This is a genomic window from Streptomyces sp. NPDC052012 (assembly GCF_040689265.1).
In the GTDB taxonomy this organism is placed as follows: Bacteria; Actinomycetota; Actinomycetes; order Streptomycetales; family Streptomycetaceae; genus Streptomyces.
In genome coordinates this window covers 697755-715650 of the sequence record NZ_JBFAXA010000001.1, presented here as the reverse complement: position 1 = coordinate 715650, position 17896 = coordinate 697755, and the positions used below count along the sequence as shown (strand labels likewise).

Genomic DNA, 17896 nt, shown 5'->3' with positions numbered 1-17896 from the left:
AGCCGCGCGGGGCGCTGCACCACTGGCGCCCCGCGCGGACTCACATCCGGCCCCATCCGTCGAACATTCCGAACGTCTCGGAGGACATGCGGTGAACGAACTGCCGCAGCAGCTGGTCAACGGCCTGCTACTGGGATCCATGTACGGGCTGGTCGCCATCGGCTACACAATGGTCTATGGCATCGTCCAGCTCATCAACTTCGCCCACGGCGAGATCTTCATGGTGGGCGGCTTCGGTGCCCTCACCGTCTATCTCTATGTGCTGCCCGACGGCACATCCATGTGGATAGCCCTCCCGCTGATGCTCCTCGCGGGCGTCATCGTCGCCGTCCTGGTCGCCGTGGGAGCGGAACGGTTCGCCTACCGCCCCCTGCGAGGCGCCCCACGTCTCGCCCCCCTCATCACCGCCATCGGTCTCTCCCTCGCCCTGCAGCAGGCCATCTGGGCCTGGTACCCCGGCGGTGAGGACTCCCTGAACTTCCCGCAGATCGAGGGCGGCCCCTTCGAGATCGGCAGCGTCACCATCCAGACCGGCGACGTCTTCCTGTTCGTCGTCGCGCCCCTCAGCATGGCCGTCCTCGCCTGGTTCGTGATGAAGACCCGCACCGGACGCGGCATGCAGGCCACCGCCCAGGACCCCGACACCGCCAAGCTCATGGGCATCAACACCGACCGCATCATCGTGATCGCGTTCGCCCTCGGCGCCGTGTTCGCGGCCGTCGGTGCCGTCGCCTACGGCCTGAAATACGGCCAGGTCCAGTTCCGCATGGGCTTCATCCTGGGCCTGAAGGCCTTCACCGCCGCCGTCCTCGGCGGCATCGGCAACATCTACGGGGCCATGCTCGGCGGTCTCGTCCTCGGTGTCGCCGAAGCGCTGTCCACGGCCTACATCGCCGACATCCCCGGCATGGACCAGTTCGGCAGCCAGTCCTGGGCCAACGTCTGGGCCTTCGTTCTCCTCATCCTCGTGCTCCTGTTCAGGCCCCAGGGTCTGCTCGGTGAGCGAGTCGCGGACAGGGCGTGACACCGATGACCACACAGACCACAGCAGCCAAGACCACCGGCGCCCCCGCGGCCGACGCCCCCAAGGGCCTGGTCGGCCTCCCCGAGAACGTGGGCCGCGCCCTGGCCACCGCCGGCGGCGTCCTCGCCGTCGTCTCCACCTTCCTCGCCTGGACCTGGACCTCGGAGTTCCCCGGCGACCTCACCGTCTACGGCTACCCGGGCGGCCTGCAGGTGCTCGTCCTCGTCGGCGGCGCCCTCACCGCGCTGTTCGGCCTCGCCTCCTACGGCGTCAAGGGCCTGCGCTGGCTCGTCCCCGCCGGCGCCGACAGCGCCATCAAGCTCGCCGCGCTCGGCACGTTCGTCACCGCCTGGTACACGGTCATCGCGATCAGCGTGAAGCTGGGCGGCGTCGTCAACCTCGAGCCCGGCGGCTACATCGTGGCCGTCGTGACGCTGCTCGCCCTCGTCGGCGCGCTCGCCCTGCCGTTCGAGCGGCCGGCGCCCGACCCGCACGACCCCGACGACACCGGCTGGGAGCAGTTCCGCCACAACGCGCGCCACCAGGGCGCCGTCATCAAGGCGGCCTTCGCGAGCGGCACCACCAAGGCCCCGGCCCGGCAGCTCCCCTCGTACGCCGAGATCCTCGTCATCGTCGCCGCCCTCGCCGTCGGCCTCCTGGTCTTCACCTACGGCATCGGCACCGAGTACGACGAGCTGTTCGTCGGCTTCCTGATCACCGCCGGCTTCGGCTTCGCCGCGATCGCCAAGTCCGGGCTGATCAACCGGGTCTCGGCGATCACCTCCAAGCACCGCACGGTCACCATGATCGGTGCGTTCGTCGCTGCCGCCGCGTTCCCCTTCACCCAGTCCGACGACCAGTACGCCACCATCGGCGTCTACATCCTGATCTTCGCCACCGTCGCCCTGGGCCTGAACATCGTCGTCGGCCTGGCCGGCCTGCTCGACCTCGGTTACGTCGCCTTCCTCGGTGTCGGCGCCTACACGGCGGCCATGGTCTCCGGAAGCCCGTCCAGCCCGTTCGACATCCACCTGCCGTTCTGGGCCAGCGCCCTGCTCGGCGCGGCCGTCGCCATGGTCTTCGGCGTGATCATCGGCGCCCCGACCCTGCGACTGCGCGGCGACTACCTCGCCATCGTCACCCTGGGCTTCGGTGAGATCTTCCGTATCGCCGTCCTGAACATGGACGGCACCTCCGGACCGGACATCACCAACGGCTCCAACGGCATCTCCTCGATCCCGAACCTGAACATCCTCGGGTTCGACTTCGGCCAGGAGCACACCATCGCCGGGTTCACCATCGCCCGGTTCGCCAACTACTTCCTGCTGATGCTGCTCATCACGCTGGTCGTCGTCATCGTCTTCCGGCGCAGCAGCGACTCCCGCATCGGCCGCGCCTGGGTCGCGATCCGCGAGGACGAGACGGCCGCGCTCGCCATGGGCATCAACGGCTTCCGCGTCAAGCTGATCGCCTTCGCTCTCGGCGCCGCGCTCGCCGGTCTCGCCGGCACCGTCCAGGCACACGTCACCTACACCGTGACGCCCGAGCAGTACCAGTTCGCCCACGTCGTCCCGCCCAACAGCGCCTTCCTGCTCGCCGCGGTCGTCCTCGGCGGCATGGGCACCATCAGCGGACCTCTGGTCGGCGCGGCGCTGCTCTACCTGATCCCCGCCAAGCTCCAGTTCCTCGGCGACTACCAGCTCTTCGCCTTCGGCCTCGCGCTCGTGCTCCTGATGCGCTTCCGGCCGGAGGGCCTGATCCCCAACCGGCGCCGCCAGCTCGAATTCCACGAAGAGGCCGAAGCGCCCACAGTCCTCAGCAAGGCAGGGGCCTGACAGACGATGACCACCGACACCACCACCAAGAGCGCGCCCACCGGCGCCGCCCCCGGCGAGACCGTCCTCGACGCCCGCGGCGTGACCATGCGCTTCGGCGGCCTCACGGCCGTCAGCGACGTCAACCTCACCGTCAGCGCCGGGGAGATCGTCGGCCTCATCGGGCCCAACGGCGCCGGCAAGACGACCTTCTTCAACTGCCTCACGGGCCTGTACATCCCCACCGAGGGCGAGGTCCGCTACAAGGGCCAGGTCCTGCCGCCCAAGTCCTTCAAGGTCACCGCCGCCGGCATCGCGCGCACCTTCCAGAACATCCGTCTGTTCGCCAACATGACGGTCCTGGAGAACGTGCTCGTCGGCCGGCACACCCGCACGAAGGAGGGCCTGTGGTCGGCGCTGCTGCGCCTGCCCGGGTTCCACAGGGCGGAGGCCGCCAGCCGCGAGCGGGCCATGGAGCTGCTGGCCTTCGTCGGTCTCGCCGACAAGGCCGAGCACCTCGCCCGCAACCTGCCCTACGGCGAGCAGCGCAAGCTGGAGATCGCGCGGGCCCTGGCGAGCGAGCCGGGCCTGCTGCTCCTCGACGAGCCGACCGCCGGTATGAACCCGCAGGAGACCCGCGCCACCGAGGAACTGGTCTTCGCCATCCGCGACAAGGGCATCGCCGTCCTCGTCATCGAGCACGACATGCGGTTCATCTTCAACCTGTGTGACCGCGTCGCCGTCCTCGTCCAGGGCCAGAAGCTCATCGAGGGCGACGCGGCCACCGTCCAGGGCGACGAGCGCGTCATCGCCGCCTACCTCGGAGAACCCCTCGAGAACGACCCCGGCGCCGAGGAAGCAGCCGAGGTCGAGGCCGCCGAAGCCGCGGCCGAGACCACCACGGACTCCGCGCCCGGCAAGGAGAACGACCGATGACCGCACTCCTCGAAGTCGAAGACCTCCGGGTCGCCTACGGCAAGATCGAAGCCGTCAAGGGCATCTCCTTCAAGGTCGAGGCCGGCGAGGTCGTCACCCTCATCGGCACCAACGGGGCCGGCAAGACGACCACCCTGCGCACCCTGTCGGGGCTGCTGAAGCCGGTCGGCGGCCAGATCAAGTTCAACGGCAAGTCGCTGAAGAAGATCCCCGCCCACGAGATCGTCTCCCACGGTCTCGCCCACTCCCCCGAGGGGCGGCACATCTTCCCGCGCATGACCATCGAGGACAACCTGCGCCTCGGTGCCTTCCTGCGCAGCGACAAGGCGGGCATCGAGCGGGACATCCAGCGCGCCTACGACCTCTTCCCCATCCTCGGGGAACGCCGCAAGCAGGCCGCGGGAACCCTCTCCGGCGGTGAGCAGCAGATGCTCGCCATGGGCAGGGCGCTGATGTCCCAGCCCAAGCTGCTCATGCTCGACGAGCCCTCCATGGGTCTGTCGCCGATCATGATGCAGAAGATCATGGCGACCATCGCCGAGCTCAAGTCCCAGGGCACCACCATTCTGCTCGTCGAGCAGAACGCCCAGGCGGCGCTGTCCCTCGCGGACCACGGCCACGTCATGGAGGTCGGCAGCATCGTCCTGTCCGGCACGGGCCAGGACCTCCTGCACGACGAGTCCGTCCGCAAGGCGTACCTCGGCGAGGACTGAGCCGGCGCGGCAGCCGCGTACGACGAGGCCCGCGTCCCCTTCTCCGGGGGCGCGGGCCTCTGTACGTGTGTCGCGGGGCTCTGTACGTGCAGGGAGGGCTCAGCCCTTCGACGCCTTCTTCTCCTCCGCGTCGTCGATGACCGCCTGCGCCACCTGCTGCATCGACATCCGCCGGTCCATGGACGTCTTCTGGATCCACCGGAACGCGGCCGGCTCGGTCAGCCCGTACTGGGTCTGGAGCACCGACTTCGCGCGGTCCACCAGCTTGCGCGTCTCCAGCCGCTGGCTCAGGTCCGCGACCTCGCGCTCCAGCTCCTTCAGCTCCGTGAACCGGGAGACGGCCATCTCGATCGCCGGGACGACATCGCTCTTGCTGAACGGCTTGACGAGATACGCCATGGCGCCGGCGTCCCGCGCCCGCTCCACCAGGTCGCGCTGGGAGAACGCGGTCAGCATCAGCACCGGGGCGATCCGCTCCTCGGCGATCTTCTCGGCCGCGGAGATGCCGTCCAGCTTCGGCATCTTCACATCGAGGATGACCAGGTCGGGCTGGTGCTCACGGGCGAGCTCGATGGCCTGCTCACCGTCACCGGCCTCGCCGACGACGGTGTAGCCCTCCTCCTCCAGCATCTCTTTGAGGTCGAGCCGGATCAGCGCCTCGTCCTCGGCGATCACGACGCGGGTCGTCATCGGAGGCACGTGCGACTTGTCGTCATCGGGCACGTCTACAGGCTGGTGCGACTCGGGGGCGCTCACGTGGGCTCCTTGGTGCGGGGCAGACCGGTACTGCTGACAAGAGCGTACCCAGCTGCGGTAAGGTGGGGGCACGGCGGGTGACCGCCGACCTTCATTTCAAAGGGAGCCCCGGTAGCCCAGCGGTAGAGGCAATGGTCTCAAACACCATACAGCGTCGGTTCGAATCCGACCCGGGGTACTTTTCCTCCGGTTCCAAGGTCGTCATTTGAGACTGTCGTCCTCGCCGATCCGGTGAACCCGGACCAGATTGGTCGAGCCCGGGACGCCTGGGGGCGAGCCAGCCGTGATGATCACGACATCGCCCCTGTCGCAGCGGCCGTACTCCGTCAGCAGCTCGTCCACCTGGTCGACCATCGCGTCCGTCGAGTCCACGTGCGGTCCGAGGAAGGTCTCCACGCCCCACGACAGGCTGAGCTGCGAGCGGGTGGCCGGCTCCGGGGTGAACGCCAGCAGGGGGATCGGGGAGCGGTAGCGGGACAGCCGGCGGGCCGTGTCTCCGGACTGGGTGAAGGCGACCAGGAACCTCGCTCCCAGGAAGTCGCCGATCTCCGCCGCCGCGCGGGCCACCGCCCCGCCCTGCGTGCGGGGCTTGTTGCGTTCGGTCAGGGGCGGCAGGCCCTTGGCGAGGATGTCCTCCTCGGCCGCCGCCACGATGCGGGACATGGTGCGGACCGTCTCGACGGCGTACTTGCCGACGCTGGTCTCGCCGGAGAGCATCACCGCGTCCGTGCCGTCGATGACCGCGTTGGCGACGTCGGAGGCCTCGGCGCGGGTGGGCCGGGCGCTGTCGATCATCGAGTCGAGCATCTGGGTCGCGACGATGACCGGCTTGGCGTTGCGCTTGGCGAGTTTGATCGCGCGCTTCTGGACGATGGGGACCTGTTCGAGGGGCATCTCGACGCCGAGGTCCCCGCGGGCGACCATCAGGGCGTCGAAGGCGGCCACGATGTCGTCGATGTTCTCGACCGCCTGCGGCTTCTCGATCTTGGCGATGACGGGGAGGCGGCGGCCCTCCTCGTCCATGATCCGGTGGACGTCCCTGATGTCGCGTCCGGAGCGGACGAACGACAGGGCGACGAGGTCGAACCCGGTGGTCAGCGCCCAGCGCAGATCGTCCTCGTCCTTCTTGGACAGGGCGGGGACGGAGACGGCGACACCGGGCAGGTTGAGGCCCTTGTGGTCGGAGACCACGCCGCCCTCGAGGACGGTGGTGCGGACCCGCGGGCCGTCGACGGCGGTGACTTCGAGGGTGACCTTGCCGTCGTCGACCAGGATGCGCTCACCGGGAGTGACGTCCTCGGCGAGTCCGGCGTAGGTGGTGCCGCAGAGGTGGCGGTCGCCCTCGACGCCCTCCTCGACGGTGATGGTGAAGGTGTCGCCGCGTTCAAGGAGTACGGGACCTTCGGCGAAGCGGCCGAGCCGGATTTTCGGACCTTGAAGGTCGGCGAGGATGCCGACGCTGCGGCCGGTCTCGTCGGCGGCCTTCCGAACGCGCTGGTAACGCGCCTCGTGTTCGGCGTGGGTGCCGTGGCTGAGGTTGAATCGGGCGACGTCCATCCCCGCGTCGACCAGCGCTTTGATCTGGTCGTAGGAGTCGGTGGCGGGCCCCAGTGTGCAGACGATTTTCGCTCGGCGCATGGGTCGAGCCTAGGGCTTACCGATGGGTAGTCAGGTGGTTGGGCGTGACGACTCAACGGACGGACGATGAAGGGCCGTTGACAAGAATTGAATTCGAAAGACGGTTCTACGGGTGGGGGTGCCGGGGCACGTTCACAGGCTCGGCGGCAGCATCGTGAACCGGGCGTTGACCTCGGCGTGGAGGTGCTGCTGCCGGGGTTCGAGGTCGAGGGGCGCGGGGGCGGTGTCCTCGGCGGACGCGGCGAAGGCCATGCTGCGGGCGGCGTACTCCGGCGGATGGGGCAGTTCCGTGCCGGTGTCGGCGAGTTCGATGAGGGCGGCGAGTGAGGTCCCGAGGGCCTCGGCGTAGGCGCGGGCGCGCCGGACGGCTTCCCGCACCGCCTGCCGGCGGGCTTCGCCGTAGGCCGGGGAGTCGGGGCGCAGGGCCCACCAGGGACCGTCGACGCGGCTGAGCTCCAGGTCGGCGAGACGGGTGACCAGTTCGCCGAGCGCGGTGAAGTCGCCCAGTTCGGCGGTGAGGTGGACGGTGCCGCGGTAGGTGCGCACGCGTTCGCCGCGGCCGTGTTTGGTCAGTTCGGGGGCGACGGTGAGGGCGCCGGTCTCGAGGCGTTCGACGGCGTCGCCGTAGCCCTTGATCAGGTCGAGGGCCGAGGCGTTGCGGCGGGTGAGGTCGTCGAGGGTGCCGCGGCGGTCACGGCCCCGGGCGGTGAGGGTGACGCCGATGCGGGCGATCTCGGGGGCCACGTCGAGGTGGGCCTCGCCGCGGACGGTGAGGTGGGGGACGTCGGGGGTGCCGTAGGGGGTGGCCGTCATACGGACAGTGTGCCGGTCACCGGATCGCAACGTGGGGGGACTGTTGCCGTTGGGCGTGTTCAGGTCAGAATCAGCGGGCCGCTCTACGCGCGTTGCTGCGTGGGCTGTCCGAGTCACTGTGAGGGGAATCTGATATGCCGTTGAACCGCCGGAAGTTCCTGGAGAGGTCCGCCGTGACGGGAGCGGGGGTGGCGCTGGCGGGCGCGGTGACGGCTCCCGCGGCGACGGCCGCCGAGGCGGGGCACGGGAAGAAGCGGCCGAAGCGGTACGCGCTGACCGTGATGGGGACGACCGACCTGCACGGGCACGTCTTCAACTGGGACTACTTCAAGGACGCGGAGTACACCGACCCGGCCGGCAACGCGCAGGGCCTCGCCCGGATCTCGACGCTGGTGAACCGGATCCGCGAGGAGAGGGGCCGGCACAACACGCTCCTGCTGGACGCGGGCGACACCATCCAGGGCACCCCGCTGACGTACTACTACGCGAAGGTCGACCCCATCACCGCCGAGGGCGGGCCGGTGCACCCGATGGCGCAGGCGATGAACGCGATCGGGTACGACGCGGTGGCGCTCGGCAACCACGAGTTCAACTACGGCATCGAGACGCTGCGGAAGTTCGAGGAGCAGTGCGACTTCCCGCTGCTCGGCGCGAACGCGCTGGACGCGAAGACGCTGAAGCCCGCCTTCCCGCCGTACTTCATCAAGACGTTCCGGGTGAAGGGCGCGCCGCCCGTGAGGGTGGCGGTGCTGGGCCTGACGAACCCGGGCATCGCGATCTGGGACAAGGCGTACGTGCAGGGGAAGCTGACGTTCCCGGGTCTGGAGGAGCAGGCGGCGAAGTGGGTGCCGAAACTGCGGTCCATGGGCGCGGACGTGGTGGTGGTGTCGGCGCACTCGGGGTCGTCGGGCACCTCGTCGTACGGGGATCAGCTGCCGTACGTGGAGAACGCGGCGGCGAACGTGGCGAAGCAGGTGCCCGGGATCGACGCGATCCTGGTCGGGCACGCGCATGTGGAGATCCCCGAACTGCGGGTGACCAACGAGAAGACCGGCAAGGACGTCGTGCTGTCGGAGCCGCTGTGTTACGCCGAGCGGCTGACCCTCTTCGACATCGAGCTGGTCCTCGAGCGGGGCCGGTGGCAGGTCGAGTCGGTGAAGGCGTCCCTGCGGGACTCCAGAACGGTCGAGGACGACCCGCGGATCACCGAGCTGCTCACGGACGAGCACGAGAAGGTCGTCGCGTACGTCAACCAGGTGGTCGGCACCGCGACCGAGACCCTGACGACGGTGGACGCGCGCTACAAGGACGCGCCGATCATCGACCTGATCAACAAGGTGCAGGAGGACGTGGTCAGGGCGGCCCTCGCCGGCACGGAACACGCCTCGCTGCCGGTGCTGTCGCAGGCGTCACCGTTCTCGCGGACCTCCGAGATCCCGGCGGGCGAGGTGACGATCCGGGACCTGTCGAGCCTGTACGTGTACGACAACACGCTGGTCGCGAAGCTGATGACGGGCGCGCAGCTGCGGGCGTACCTGGAGTACTCGGCGGAGTACTTCGTGCAGACGGCGGCCGGTGCGCCGGTGGACGTGGCGAAGCTGACGAACGCGAACGGCCGGCCGGACTACAACTACGACTACGTGTCCGGGCTGACGTACGACATCGACATCGCCCAGCCGGCCGGCTCGCGGATCAAGAACCTCAGCCACGGCGGTGCCCCGCTGGACGACGCGCAGCAGTTCGTGTTCGCGGTGAACAACTACCGGGCGAACGGCGGTGGCGCGTTCCCGCATGTGGCGTCGGCGAAGGAGCTGTGGTCGGAGTCGACGGAGATCCGGACCAGGATCGCGGAGTGGGTGACGGCGAAGGGCGTGCTGGACCCGAAGGACTTCGCGTCGGTCGACTGGCGGCTGACGCGGGAGGGCACCCCGGTGTTCTGACGTTCCGCGCGGGGTCCGTCTCAGGTCCCGTCCGCCAAGGGGGTGAGCCGGGTGGCTCGGTCCCGGGCGGGCGGGACCTGCCGTGTGTGCGGTTCGAGGCCGAAGGTGGTGAAGGCCGTGCGGCCGGGGAGCGGGTAGGTGTCCTTTCCGGTGAGGGAGTTGAGGATGGTCGCGCTGCGCCAGGCGGCGAGGCCCAGGTCGGGGGCGCCGACGCCGTGGGTGTGCGTCTCGGCGTTCTGGACGTGGACCGCGCCGGTGACGGACGGGTCCAGGTCCAGGCGGAAGTTCTCGTCGACGCGCAAGCGGTCACTGTTGTCACGGCGCAGGTAGGGGTCGAGGCCGGCGAGGAGGCGGTCGAGGGGGCGCGGGCGGTGGCCGGTGGCGAGGACCACGGCGTCGGTGGTGAGGCGTGAGCGGGTGTCCTGCCGGGTGTGTTCCAGGTGGAGTTCGATCCGGGCGGTGCCGAGGCGTCCCGCGGTGCGGACCCGGACGCCGGGGGTGAGGACGGTGTCGGGCCAGCCTCCGGCGAGGGTGCGCCGGTAGAGCTCGTCGTGGATCGCGGCGATGGTGGCGGCGTCGATGCCCTTGTGGAGCTGCCACTGGGCGGGGACGAGCCGGTCGCGGACGGCCTCGGGCAGGGCGTGGAAGTAGCGGGTGTGGTCCGGGGTGAAGTGTTCCAGGCCGAGCTTGGAGTACTCCATCGGCGCGAAGGCCTCGGTGCGGCCGATCCAGTGCAGCCGTTCACGGCCGGCGGGGCGCCGGCGGAGCAGGTCGAGGAAGACCTCGGCGCCGGACTGTCCGGTGCCGACGACGGTGATGTGGTCCGCGGCGAGGAGGGTGTCGCGGTGGGTGAGGTAGTCGTCGGAGTGGATCACCGGGACGCCGGGGGTGTCGACGAGGGGTCGCAGCGGGTCGGGGACGAAGGGCTCGGTGCCGACGCCGAGGACGATGTTCTTCGCGAGGGTGCGGCCGAGGGCCTCGGCCTCGCCGTCGGCGTCGAGCTGGGTGAAGTCCACCTCGAACAGCTCGCGTTCGGCGTTCCAGCGGACGGCGTCGACGTGGTGGCCGAAGTGCAGGGCGGGGAGCTGGTCGGCGACCCAGCGGCAGTAGGCGTCGTACTCGGTGCGGCGGATGTGGAAGTGCTCGGCGAAGTAGAACGGGTAGAGGCGTTCGCGGGCCCTGAGGTGGTTGAGGAAGGTCCAGGGGCTGGTGGGGTCGGCGAGGGTGACCAGGTCGGCGAGGAAGGGGACCTGGACGGTGGCGTCGTCCAGGAGCAGGCCGGGGTGCCAGGTGAAGTGGGGGCGCTGGTCGTAGAAGGCCGCGTCGAGTTCGGTCAGGGGGTGGGCGAGGGCGGCCAGGGAGAGGTTGAAGGGGCCGATGCCGATGCCGACGAGGTCGCGGGGTGTGGCGGTCAACGGGGGTTTCCTTCCTGGTGGGTGCGGTGGACTTCGCGGAGGAGGGCGGCCAGGTCGCCGGGGCGGGTGGCGGGGTTGAGGAGGGTGGCCTTGAGCCAGAGCCGGCCGTCGGCGTGGGCGCGGCCGAGGACGGCCCGGCCGGTGGTGAGGAGGCGGCGCCGGAGAGCGGCGACGGCGGGGTCGGTGGTGTGGGCCGGGCGGAACAGGACGGTGCTGATGGCGGGCCGGTCGTGGAGGTCGAGGCGGGGGTCGCCGTCGATGAGGTCGGCGAGCTGCTGAGCCAGGTCGCAGACCTGGTCGACGAGGGCGCCCAGTCCGGCGCGGCCGAGGGTCCTGAAGGTGACGGCGATCTTGAGGACGTCGGCGCGGCGGGTGGTGTGCAGGGAGCGGCCGAGGAGGTCAGGGAGGCCGGCGTCGGTGTCGTCGGCGGGGTTGAGGTAGTCGGCGTGGTGGCGCAGCGCGGTGAGGTCGTCCGGGTCGCGGACGGTGAGGAGGCCGGCCGGCACCGGCTGCCAGCCGAGCTTGTGCAGGTCGAGGGTGACGGTGTGGGCGGCGTCGAGGCCCGTGAGCCGGGCCCGGTGCCGGTCGCTGAACAGCAGCCCGCCCCCGTAGGCGGCGTCGAGGTGCAGGCGGGCGCGGTGGGCGGCGCAGACGGCGGCGATCGCGGGCAGGGGGTCGATGGCGCCGGTGTCGGTGGTCCCGGCGGTGGCGGCGACCAGCACCGGGCCGCCGCCGGACAGTTCGGTGAGGGCCTCGTCCAGTGCGCCGGGGCTCAGGACGCCGGCGGGGGCGGGCACGACGACGGGGTCCGGCAGCCCGAGCAGCCAGGCGGCGCGGGGCAGCGAGTGGTGGGCGTTCGCGCCGTGCACGAGCCGTAGGGCGCCGCCGTGTGCCTCGCGGGCGAGCAGCAGCGCGAGCAGGTTGGACTCGGTGCCGCCGCTGGTGACGAGACCGTCGGCGTGACCGGTCTCGCGGGCGACCGCCCGGGTGACGAGGGCTTCCAGCGCGGAGGCGGCCGGGGCCTGGTCCCAGGAGTCGAGGGAGGCGTTGAGCACCGACGCGGCGAGATCGGCGGCGGCGGCCACGGCGAGGGGCGGGCAGTGCAGATGGGCCGCGCACAGGGGGTGCGCCGGGTCGGCGGAACCGGCGGCGACGGCGTGCACGAGGTCGCGCAGGGCGCCGGGGTCGCCGTGCTCGGGGAGGACGTCACCGAGGGCGTCGCGCACGCGCCCGGTGACCGCCTCGGGTCCGCCGGCGGGCAGGGGGCCGCCGCGCGCCTGTGTGCCGGTGCGCAGGGCGTCGAGGACGACGGTGACCGACGCCCCCAGTTCCCGGGGTCCTCGCGGACCGGAGGCGAGGCTCGGCGACGTGCTCATGGGCTGCCCTCCGGGGCGCGGTGCGGGGAGGTCCGCGGGGAGGAGCCCCCGCGGGTACGCGGACGGGGGTACCGCGCCCGATCAGCCCAACGAGCAGACCCGTGCGGGGGTACGTCCCGGCGCGGGGACGTACCCCTGTTCTCGTTACGCCTCCCTGACGCGCAACGCGCGGGACAGGTCGTCGAGTTGGTCGACCAGTTTCCGGCGCAGGGCCGGGATCGGGTCGGCCTTGCGCAGGCACTTCTCGCCGAGCTTGAGGTGGTCGGAGTCGACCTCGTGGGCCGGGAAGGCCCAGCGGCCGGTGGCCTCGGCGATGGCGGGGCCGCGGCGGGCGGCGAGCTTCACGGCGTCCTTGTAGTAGCGCGCCACGTAGGGGCGGACGAGGTCGGCCTGTTCGGGCTGCCAGAAGCCCTGGGCGGTCGCGGTGAACAGGTAGTTGGACAGGTCGTCGGAGTGGAACATGGCGTCCCAGGCGCGGGCCTTGGCGTCCGCGTCGGGCAGGGCGGCGCGGCAGCGGGCGGCGCCCTCCTGGCCGGTGGCGCTGGGGTCGCGGTCGAGCTCCGCGGCGATGTCGGCCTCGTCGACGGCGCCGAGCACGGCGAGCCGGCCGAGGACCCGCCAGCGCAGCTCGGGGTCGAGTTCCGGGCCGCCGGGCACGGTGCCGTCGGCGAGCCAGGCGGCCAGGGTCTCGGGGTGGGCGGCGACGTCGATGAGGTGACGTACGGCGATCAGCCGCAGGCCGGGATTGTCGCCGTCCTCGGTGCGGCGGATCACGTCACGGCACAGGGAGGCGAGGGCGGCCAGCGCCGCGGGACGCTCCTCGGGCCTCAGGTACCGGTCGGCGATGTGCACGGAGGCGAAGGCGAGGACGCCCTGCACGAGGGCGAGGTCGGTCTCCTCGGGCAGGTGCGCGGACGCCGTGGCCAGGTAGTCGGAGGGGCTCAGTTCGCCGTCGCGGACCATGTCGCGCAGGCTGTTCCAGACGACGGCGCGGGTCAGCGCGTCGGGGATGCCCGACAGACCGCGCAGGACCGTCTCCAGGGAGGTCTCGTCGAGACGGATCTTGGCGTAGGTCAGGTCCAGGTCGTTGGGGACGACCAGGGCGGGGCGGGTGCCGGGACGCGGCTCGGGGGCGGCGTCGTGCGGTACGTCGGTCTCGTAGCGCTCGCGCAGGGAGAGCGTGCGCCCGTCGCTGAGGTCGCGGTCGTACACGCCGACGGTCACGCGGTGCGGGCGGCTGCCGTCGCGGTCGAGGGTGAGCGTCCACCGGCCGGGCACGGCGTCGACGGACGCGGTGAGGGTGTCGACGCCGGTGGTGCGCAGCCAGGCGTCGGCCCAGGCGTGGACGTCGCGTGCGGTGGCGGCGGCGAGGGAGTCGATGAAGTCGGCGAGCGTGGCGTTGGCGAACTTGTGGCGGGTGAAGTGGGTGTTGATGCCGGCCAGGAAGTCCTTCTCGCCGAGCCAGGTCACCAGCTGCCGCAGCGCGCTCGCGCCCTTGGCGTAGGAGATGCCGTCGAAGTTGAGGAGCGCGGAGGCGGTGTCCTCGACGGCCTCGGGTGCGACGGGGTGGGTGGAGGGCCGCTGGTCGGCGTCGTAGCCCCAGGCCTTGCGGGCGACGCCGAAGTCGGTCCACGTGTCGGCGAAGCGGGTGGCCTCGGTGAGGGTCTGGTAGCCCATGTACTCGGCGAAGGACTCGTTCAGCCAGATGTCGTCCCACCACTTGAGGGTGACGAGGTCGCCGAACCACATGTGGGCCATCTCGTGGGCGATGACCATGGCGCGGGTCTGGCGTTCGGTGTCGGTGACGGCGGAGCGGTAGACGAACTCGTCGCGGAAGGTGACCAGGCCCGGGTTCTCCATGGCGCCCGCGTTGAACTCGGGGACGAACGCCTGGTCGTAGGAGTCGAAGGGGTAGGGCTCCTCGAACTTCTCGTGGTAGCGGTCGAAGCACGCTCGCGTGACGTCGAGGATCTCGTCGGCGTCGGCGTCGAGGTAGGGGGCCAGCGAGCGGCGGCAGTGGATGCCGAAGGGCAGCCCACGGTGTTCGGTGCGCACGCTGTGCCAGGGGCCTGCGGCGACGGCGACGAGGTAGGTGGAGATCAGCGGCGTCGGTGCGGCCCGCCACACGCCGTCGGTGTGCTCGGTACTGCCGTTGGCGAGGACGGTCCAGTGCTCGGGGGCCTTGACGGACAGCTCGAAGACGGCCTTGAGGTCGGGCTGGTCGAAGGCGGCGAAGACGCGCTGCACGTCGTCCATGAACAGCTGGGTGTAGACGTAGGTCTCGCCGTCGGTGGGGTCGGTGAAGCGGTGCATGCCCTCGCCGGTGCGGGAATAGCGCATGACGGCGTCGACGCGCAGCTCGTGCTCACCCGCGGTGAGGTTCTTCAGCGGGAGCCGGTTGCCGTCGAGGGTCTCGGCGTCCAGGGGCTCGCCGTCGAGGGTGACGGAGCGCAGCTCATGGGGCTTGACCTCGACGAAGGTGTCCGCGTCCGTACGCGCGGTGAACCGGATCAGGGTGCGGGAGCCGAAGGTCTCGTCCCCGGTGGTCAGATCGAGTTCGACGGTGTAGCGGTGGACGTCGAGGAGCTGTGCACGGTTCTGCGCTTCGTCGCGCGTCAGTACGGACATGCAGGCCATGCTGCCTGATGCGGCTGACCTGGCACAGAGGCGGATCGGTTCGCCCCCTATGTCCGGTCGCGTTCGAGCTCGGCGGGGTGCGCCGCGTGCAGCCGGGCGCGCAGTTCCCGGATCTCGCGTTCCAGGGCGCGCCGGTGCTGGTGCGCCTCGTACAGGTGACTGATCTTGATGCGGAGGGTCCAGGGGTCGACGGGTTTGGTGACGAGATCGGCGACGCCCAGGGCGTAGGCGGCGGCGCTGAGTTCCGGGTCGCGGCCGAAGCCGGTGAGCAGGACGACGGGGATGTGCTGGGTCTGTTCCAGGCGCCGCATGTAGCGCACGACCTCCAGGCCGCCGGCGCCGGGCATGCGGACGTCGAGGAGGAGCAGGCCGACGTTTCCGCGCAGGATCTGCTTGAGGGCCTCGTCGCCGCTGGTGGCACGGGCCAGCAGGTGGCCGAGCGGGGCCAGGGCGCTCTCCAGCGCGTAGAGGCTGTCCTTGTGGTCGTCGACGATGAGGATGCGGGCATCCGGCGGCATGGCGGACCGTCCCTCCTCGTAAAGGGACCGGGATGTGCTGTCCGGGTGTGGACCGGGTGTGCTGTCCGGGAGCTGACGCCGGGTGCTCGTCAGCTGACAAGGAGTGCACAGGGCAGCATGCCGCGCGCCGGGCGCCCTGTCACTCCCCCGGGGCCGGTGTGCGGGGGCGGTCGCCGGCCGGGGCGGAGCCGTTGACGGTGTCGTCGGCGATCCGCTCGTGGTGGCGGATCACCTCCGCGATGATGAAGTTCAGGAACTTCTCCGCGAAGGCCGGGTCGAGTTTGGCGTTCTCGGCGAGGGCGCGCAGCCGGGTGATCTGGCGGGCCTCGCGGGCCGGGTCGGCGGGCGGCAGCCGGTGCTCGGCCTTGAGCCGGCCGACCTGCTGGGTGCACTTGAAGCGCTCGGCGAGCATGTGGACGACGGCCGCGTCGATGTTGTCGATGCTGTCGCGCAGCCGGGCGAGCTCCGCACGCACGTCCGGGTCGACGGCGTCGGCTCCGGTACCGGTGTTGCTGGTGGTCATGGTGCGTCAGCCTACGGTGCGCGGGTCCCGCGAGGGCCGGCCGTCTCACACCTCGGCGGTGTGGGATGCGCCGGAGGAAGCGGGGCCGGACGCGTCGTCGGACGCGGGACCGGATGTGTCGGCGGACGCGGGGCCGGACGTGTCGGCGGAAGCGGGTCCGATGCGCTTGTGGAAGTACACGTCCTCGTGCCCGCCGGGCGCGGGGACGTACGCGTCGGTGGACGCGGGGCCGGACGCGCCGGCGGACGCAGGGCCGGACGTGTCGGCGGAAGCCGGTTCGATGCGCTTGTGGAAGTACACGTCCTCGTGCCCGCCGGGCACGCCCCCGATGCGTCCCCGCTCCCGGAAGCCGAGCCTCGGATAGAAGCCGGGCGCCTGGAAGCTGTACGTGGAGACGATCATGTCGGTGCAGCCACGCCGGACGGCCTCCTCCTCCGCCGCGCGCATCAGCCGGCTCCCCCAGCCGGCGTGCCGCTGGTCCTCGCGCACCCACAGCATGTCCACGGAGCACAGGCTGCCCCAGGTCCAGGCGGTGAGCCCGCCGAGCAGTTCGCCGTCCTCGCCGGTGACGCGGACGGTCAGGGGCTCGGTCGTCGCCCCGCCCGCGGCCGCGGTGTTGAAGGCGGTGAGCTCGTCGTCGAGTCGCTGTTCGAGATCGTCGTCCTGCCCGCCCACCCGCACGGCGGCGGGGACGACGATGTGCTGTTCGCCGGTCACCCGGGGATTCTGCCCGGGCGCCCGGCGCGGTGCCGACCGGTTGTGTGTCCGGCAGCCGGTTTTGCGCCGCGCTCACGGGCCGGTGCCGGGCGCGGACCGTACAGTGGAACCGGGTTCAGGGCAGTGGATCCCGGGTTCAGGCGTCGGGGGTGAGGCGTGGCGAACGGCGGTCCGGTCGAGCACGGCTTCCCCCACCTGGAGACGGTGCGGGAAGCCGTCACCGCGCTGTACCGGCGTCTGTCGTACGACACGATCCGGACGTTCGCGACGAGTGTGGCCCCGGCCGATGTGGCGTTCTCCGACGTGGACGATCTCCATCTGGGCGCGCAGCGGGTGGCGCGGGAGATGGTGCGGCACTACCGGCTGCCGGACGCGCGGCTCGTCGTCTGCTTCCGTGAGATGACGCATGCGGCGAACATCGAACTCACGGCGGGTCCTGAGTACTTCGTGGAGCTGAACGACCGGTTCCGGACGCATCGGCGGGACATCGGGGCGGCTCTGGCGCACGAGGTGATGCATGTGTATCTGCATCGCCTGGACCTGTCGTTCCCCGGGACGAGGGACAACGAGATCCTGACGGACACGGCGGCGACGTATCTCGGCGCGGGCTGGCTGCTGCTGGACGCGTTCCGGGAGGACGGGGCGTCGTCGCAGAAGCTGGGGTACCTCACACCGGAGGAGTTCGGGTACGTCCTGGCCAAGCGGTCGCTGCTGTTCGGCGAGGATCCGGCGGTGTGGTTCACCAGTCCGCAGGCGTACGAGGCGTACGGCAAGGGCATGGCGCTGGCCCGCCGGGACGAGCAGCAGCCACCGCTGACGGCGGCGGGCTGGGCGGGCCGCCGCCGCTACGCCCGCGACCGCCGCCACGCCCAGGACCCCCACGCCACGGCCCCGGTCCCGGCCCGCGCGGACGTCCCGTACGCCTTCACCCCGGACAATCACGGCCCGCTGCGGGTGTCCTTCCCCTGCCCGACCTGCCACCAGCGGATCCGCGTGCCGGTACGGGGACGGGTCCGGGCGCGGTGCGGACTGTGCCGGACGGTGCTGGAGTGCGACACCTAGTGCCGGCACCCGGT

The 17896-nt window shown here is 71.0% G+C and carries 15 protein-coding genes and 1 tRNA gene; 7 read left to right on the top strand and 9 right to left on the bottom strand.

The genetic code is table 11. The annotated features are described in order from the left end of the window. Window positions 1–91 precede the first annotated feature (91 nt). Genes AB0412_RS03255 through AB0412_RS03240 form a run of 4 tightly spaced genes read left to right on the top strand, consistent with a single transcriptional unit; the run spans window position 92 to window position 4487 of the window. Window positions 92–1024, top strand: a complete 933-nt coding sequence (locus tag AB0412_RS03255; RefSeq protein ID WP_366400714.1) for a branched-chain amino acid ABC transporter permease — start codon at window positions 92–94, stop codon at window positions 1022–1024. Window positions 1025–1029: 5 nt separating this feature from the next. Then, window positions 1030–2859, top strand: coding sequence for a branched-chain amino acid ABC transporter permease (locus tag AB0412_RS03250; RefSeq protein WP_366400713.1), 1830 nt, complete (start codon window positions 1030–1032; stop codon window positions 2857–2859). 6 nt (window positions 2860–2865) lie between these two features. Continuing rightward, complete coding sequence (locus AB0412_RS03245; RefSeq protein WP_366400712.1) at window positions 2866–3774, top strand: ABC transporter ATP-binding protein; 909 nt, start codon at window positions 2866–2868, stop codon at window positions 3772–3774. Beyond that, on the top strand, window positions 3771–4487 hold the full coding sequence (locus AB0412_RS03240) for an ABC transporter ATP-binding protein (RefSeq protein WP_366400711.1): 717 nt from the start codon (window positions 3771–3773) through the stop codon (window positions 4485–4487). The genes AB0412_RS03245 and AB0412_RS03240 overlap by 4 nt, the downstream gene beginning before the upstream one ends. A gap of 99 nt (window positions 4488–4586) precedes the next feature. On the opposite strand, the gene AB0412_RS03235 is transcribed toward AB0412_RS03240, so the two are convergent. Then, window positions 4587–5243: a response regulator gene (locus AB0412_RS03235; RefSeq protein WP_366400710.1), complete on the bottom strand. Its 657-nt coding sequence runs from the start codon at window positions 5241–5243 to the stop codon at window positions 4587–4589. A 105-nt stretch (window positions 5244–5348) separates the two neighbouring features. On the opposite strand from AB0412_RS03235, the gene AB0412_RS03230 reads away from it, so the two are divergent. Next, window positions 5349–5421: transfer RNA gene (locus AB0412_RS03230), tRNA-Leu, on the top strand. A gap of 23 nt (window positions 5422–5444) precedes the next feature. Here AB0412_RS03230 and pyk read toward each other — a convergent pair. Continuing rightward, the gene (gene pyk, locus AB0412_RS03225) at window positions 5445–6881 is read right to left on the bottom strand and encodes a pyruvate kinase (RefSeq protein WP_366400709.1); all 1437 of its coding nucleotides are present in this window, start codon (window positions 6879–6881) and stop codon (window positions 5445–5447) included. 132 nt (window positions 6882–7013) lie between these two features. After that, window positions 7014–7694 carry an SIMPL domain-containing protein gene (locus AB0412_RS03220; RefSeq protein WP_366400708.1) on the bottom strand — a complete coding sequence of 227 codons (681 nt, stop codon included), beginning with the start codon at window positions 7692–7694 and terminating at the stop codon, window positions 7014–7016. 134 nt (window positions 7695–7828) lie between these two features. Here AB0412_RS03220 and AB0412_RS03215 point away from each other — a divergent pair, with 134 nt between their 5' ends. Further along, window positions 7829–9634, top strand: coding sequence for a 5'-nucleotidase C-terminal domain-containing protein (locus AB0412_RS03215; protein WP_366400707.1), 1806 nt, complete (start codon window positions 7829–7831; stop codon window positions 9632–9634). 20 nt (window positions 9635–9654) lie between these two features. Here the strand turns inward: AB0412_RS03215 and AB0412_RS03210 are convergent, their stop codons facing one another. From AB0412_RS03210 to AB0412_RS03185, 6 genes are all read right to left on the bottom strand, one after another. After that, window positions 9655–11049: a SidA/IucD/PvdA family monooxygenase gene (locus AB0412_RS03210; protein ID WP_366400706.1), complete on the bottom strand. Its 1395-nt coding sequence runs from the start codon at window positions 11047–11049 to the stop codon at window positions 9655–9657. After that, a complete protein-coding gene (locus tag AB0412_RS03205; protein ID WP_366400705.1) occupies window positions 11046–12425 on the bottom strand; it encodes a pyridoxal-dependent decarboxylase in 1380 nt (459 codons plus the stop codon). Before AB0412_RS03205 ends, AB0412_RS03210 begins: the two co-directional genes overlap by 4 nt. 144 nt (window positions 12426–12569) lie before the next feature. Further along, window positions 12570–15062, bottom strand: a complete 2493-nt coding sequence (pepN, locus tag AB0412_RS03200; RefSeq protein WP_366400704.1) for an aminopeptidase N — start codon at window positions 15060–15062, stop codon at window positions 12570–12572. Between the two features lie 47 nt (window positions 15063–15109). Then, window positions 15110–15580: a response regulator gene (locus AB0412_RS03195; protein ID WP_366400703.1), complete on the bottom strand. Its 471-nt coding sequence runs from the start codon at window positions 15578–15580 to the stop codon at window positions 15110–15112. A 139-nt stretch (window positions 15581–15719) separates the two neighbouring features. After that, window positions 15720–16103 carry a chorismate mutase gene (locus AB0412_RS03190; RefSeq protein ID WP_366400702.1) on the bottom strand — a complete coding sequence of 128 codons (384 nt, stop codon included), beginning with the start codon at window positions 16101–16103 and terminating at the stop codon, window positions 15720–15722. A 45-nt stretch (window positions 16104–16148) separates the two neighbouring features. Next, entirely contained in the window at window positions 16149–16820 is a 672-nt protein-coding gene (locus AB0412_RS03185; RefSeq protein WP_366400701.1) for a GNAT family N-acetyltransferase, read from the bottom strand. Between the two features lie 156 nt (window positions 16821–16976). Between AB0412_RS03185 and AB0412_RS03180 the strand changes: the two genes are divergently transcribed. Then, entirely contained in the window at window positions 16977–17882 is a 906-nt protein-coding gene (locus AB0412_RS03180) for a hypothetical protein (protein ID WP_366400700.1), read from the top strand. Window positions 17883–17896 lie beyond the last annotated feature (14 nt).

Bases quoted from the DNA above. Each gene is read 5' to 3' on its own strand.
- AB0412_RS03250 (WP_366400713.1), top strand. From the start codon at position 1,030: ATGACCACACAGACCACAGCAGCCAAGACCACCGGCGCCCCCGCGGCC.
- AB0412_RS03245 (WP_366400712.1), top strand. From the start codon at position 2,866: ATGACCACCGACACCACCACCAAGAGCGCGCCCACCGGCGCCGCCCCC.
- AB0412_RS03240 (WP_366400711.1), top strand. From the start codon at position 3,771: ATGACCGCACTCCTCGAAGTCGAAGACCTCCGGGTCGCCTACGGCAAG.
- pyk (WP_366400709.1), bottom strand. From the start codon at position 6,881: ATGCGCCGAGCGAAAATCGTCTGCACACTGGGGCCCGCCACCGACTCC.
- AB0412_RS03220 (WP_366400708.1), bottom strand. From the start codon at position 7,694: ATGACGGCCACCCCCTACGGCACCCCCGACGTCCCCCACCTCACCGTC.
- AB0412_RS03215 (WP_366400707.1), top strand. From the start codon at position 7,829: ATGCCGTTGAACCGCCGGAAGTTCCTGGAGAGGTCCGCCGTGACGGGA.
- AB0412_RS03205 (WP_366400705.1), bottom strand. From the start codon at position 12,425: ATGAGCACGTCGCCGAGCCTCGCCTCCGGTCCGCGAGGACCCCGGGAA.
- pepN (WP_366400704.1), bottom strand. From the start codon at position 15,062: ATGGCCTGCATGTCCGTACTGACGCGCGACGAAGCGCAGAACCGTGCA.
- AB0412_RS03195 (WP_366400703.1), bottom strand. From the start codon at position 15,580: ATGCCGCCGGATGCCCGCATCCTCATCGTCGACGACCACAAGGACAGC.
- AB0412_RS03190 (WP_366400702.1), bottom strand. From the start codon at position 16,103: ATGACCACCAGCAACACCGGTACCGGAGCCGACGCCGTCGACCCGGAC.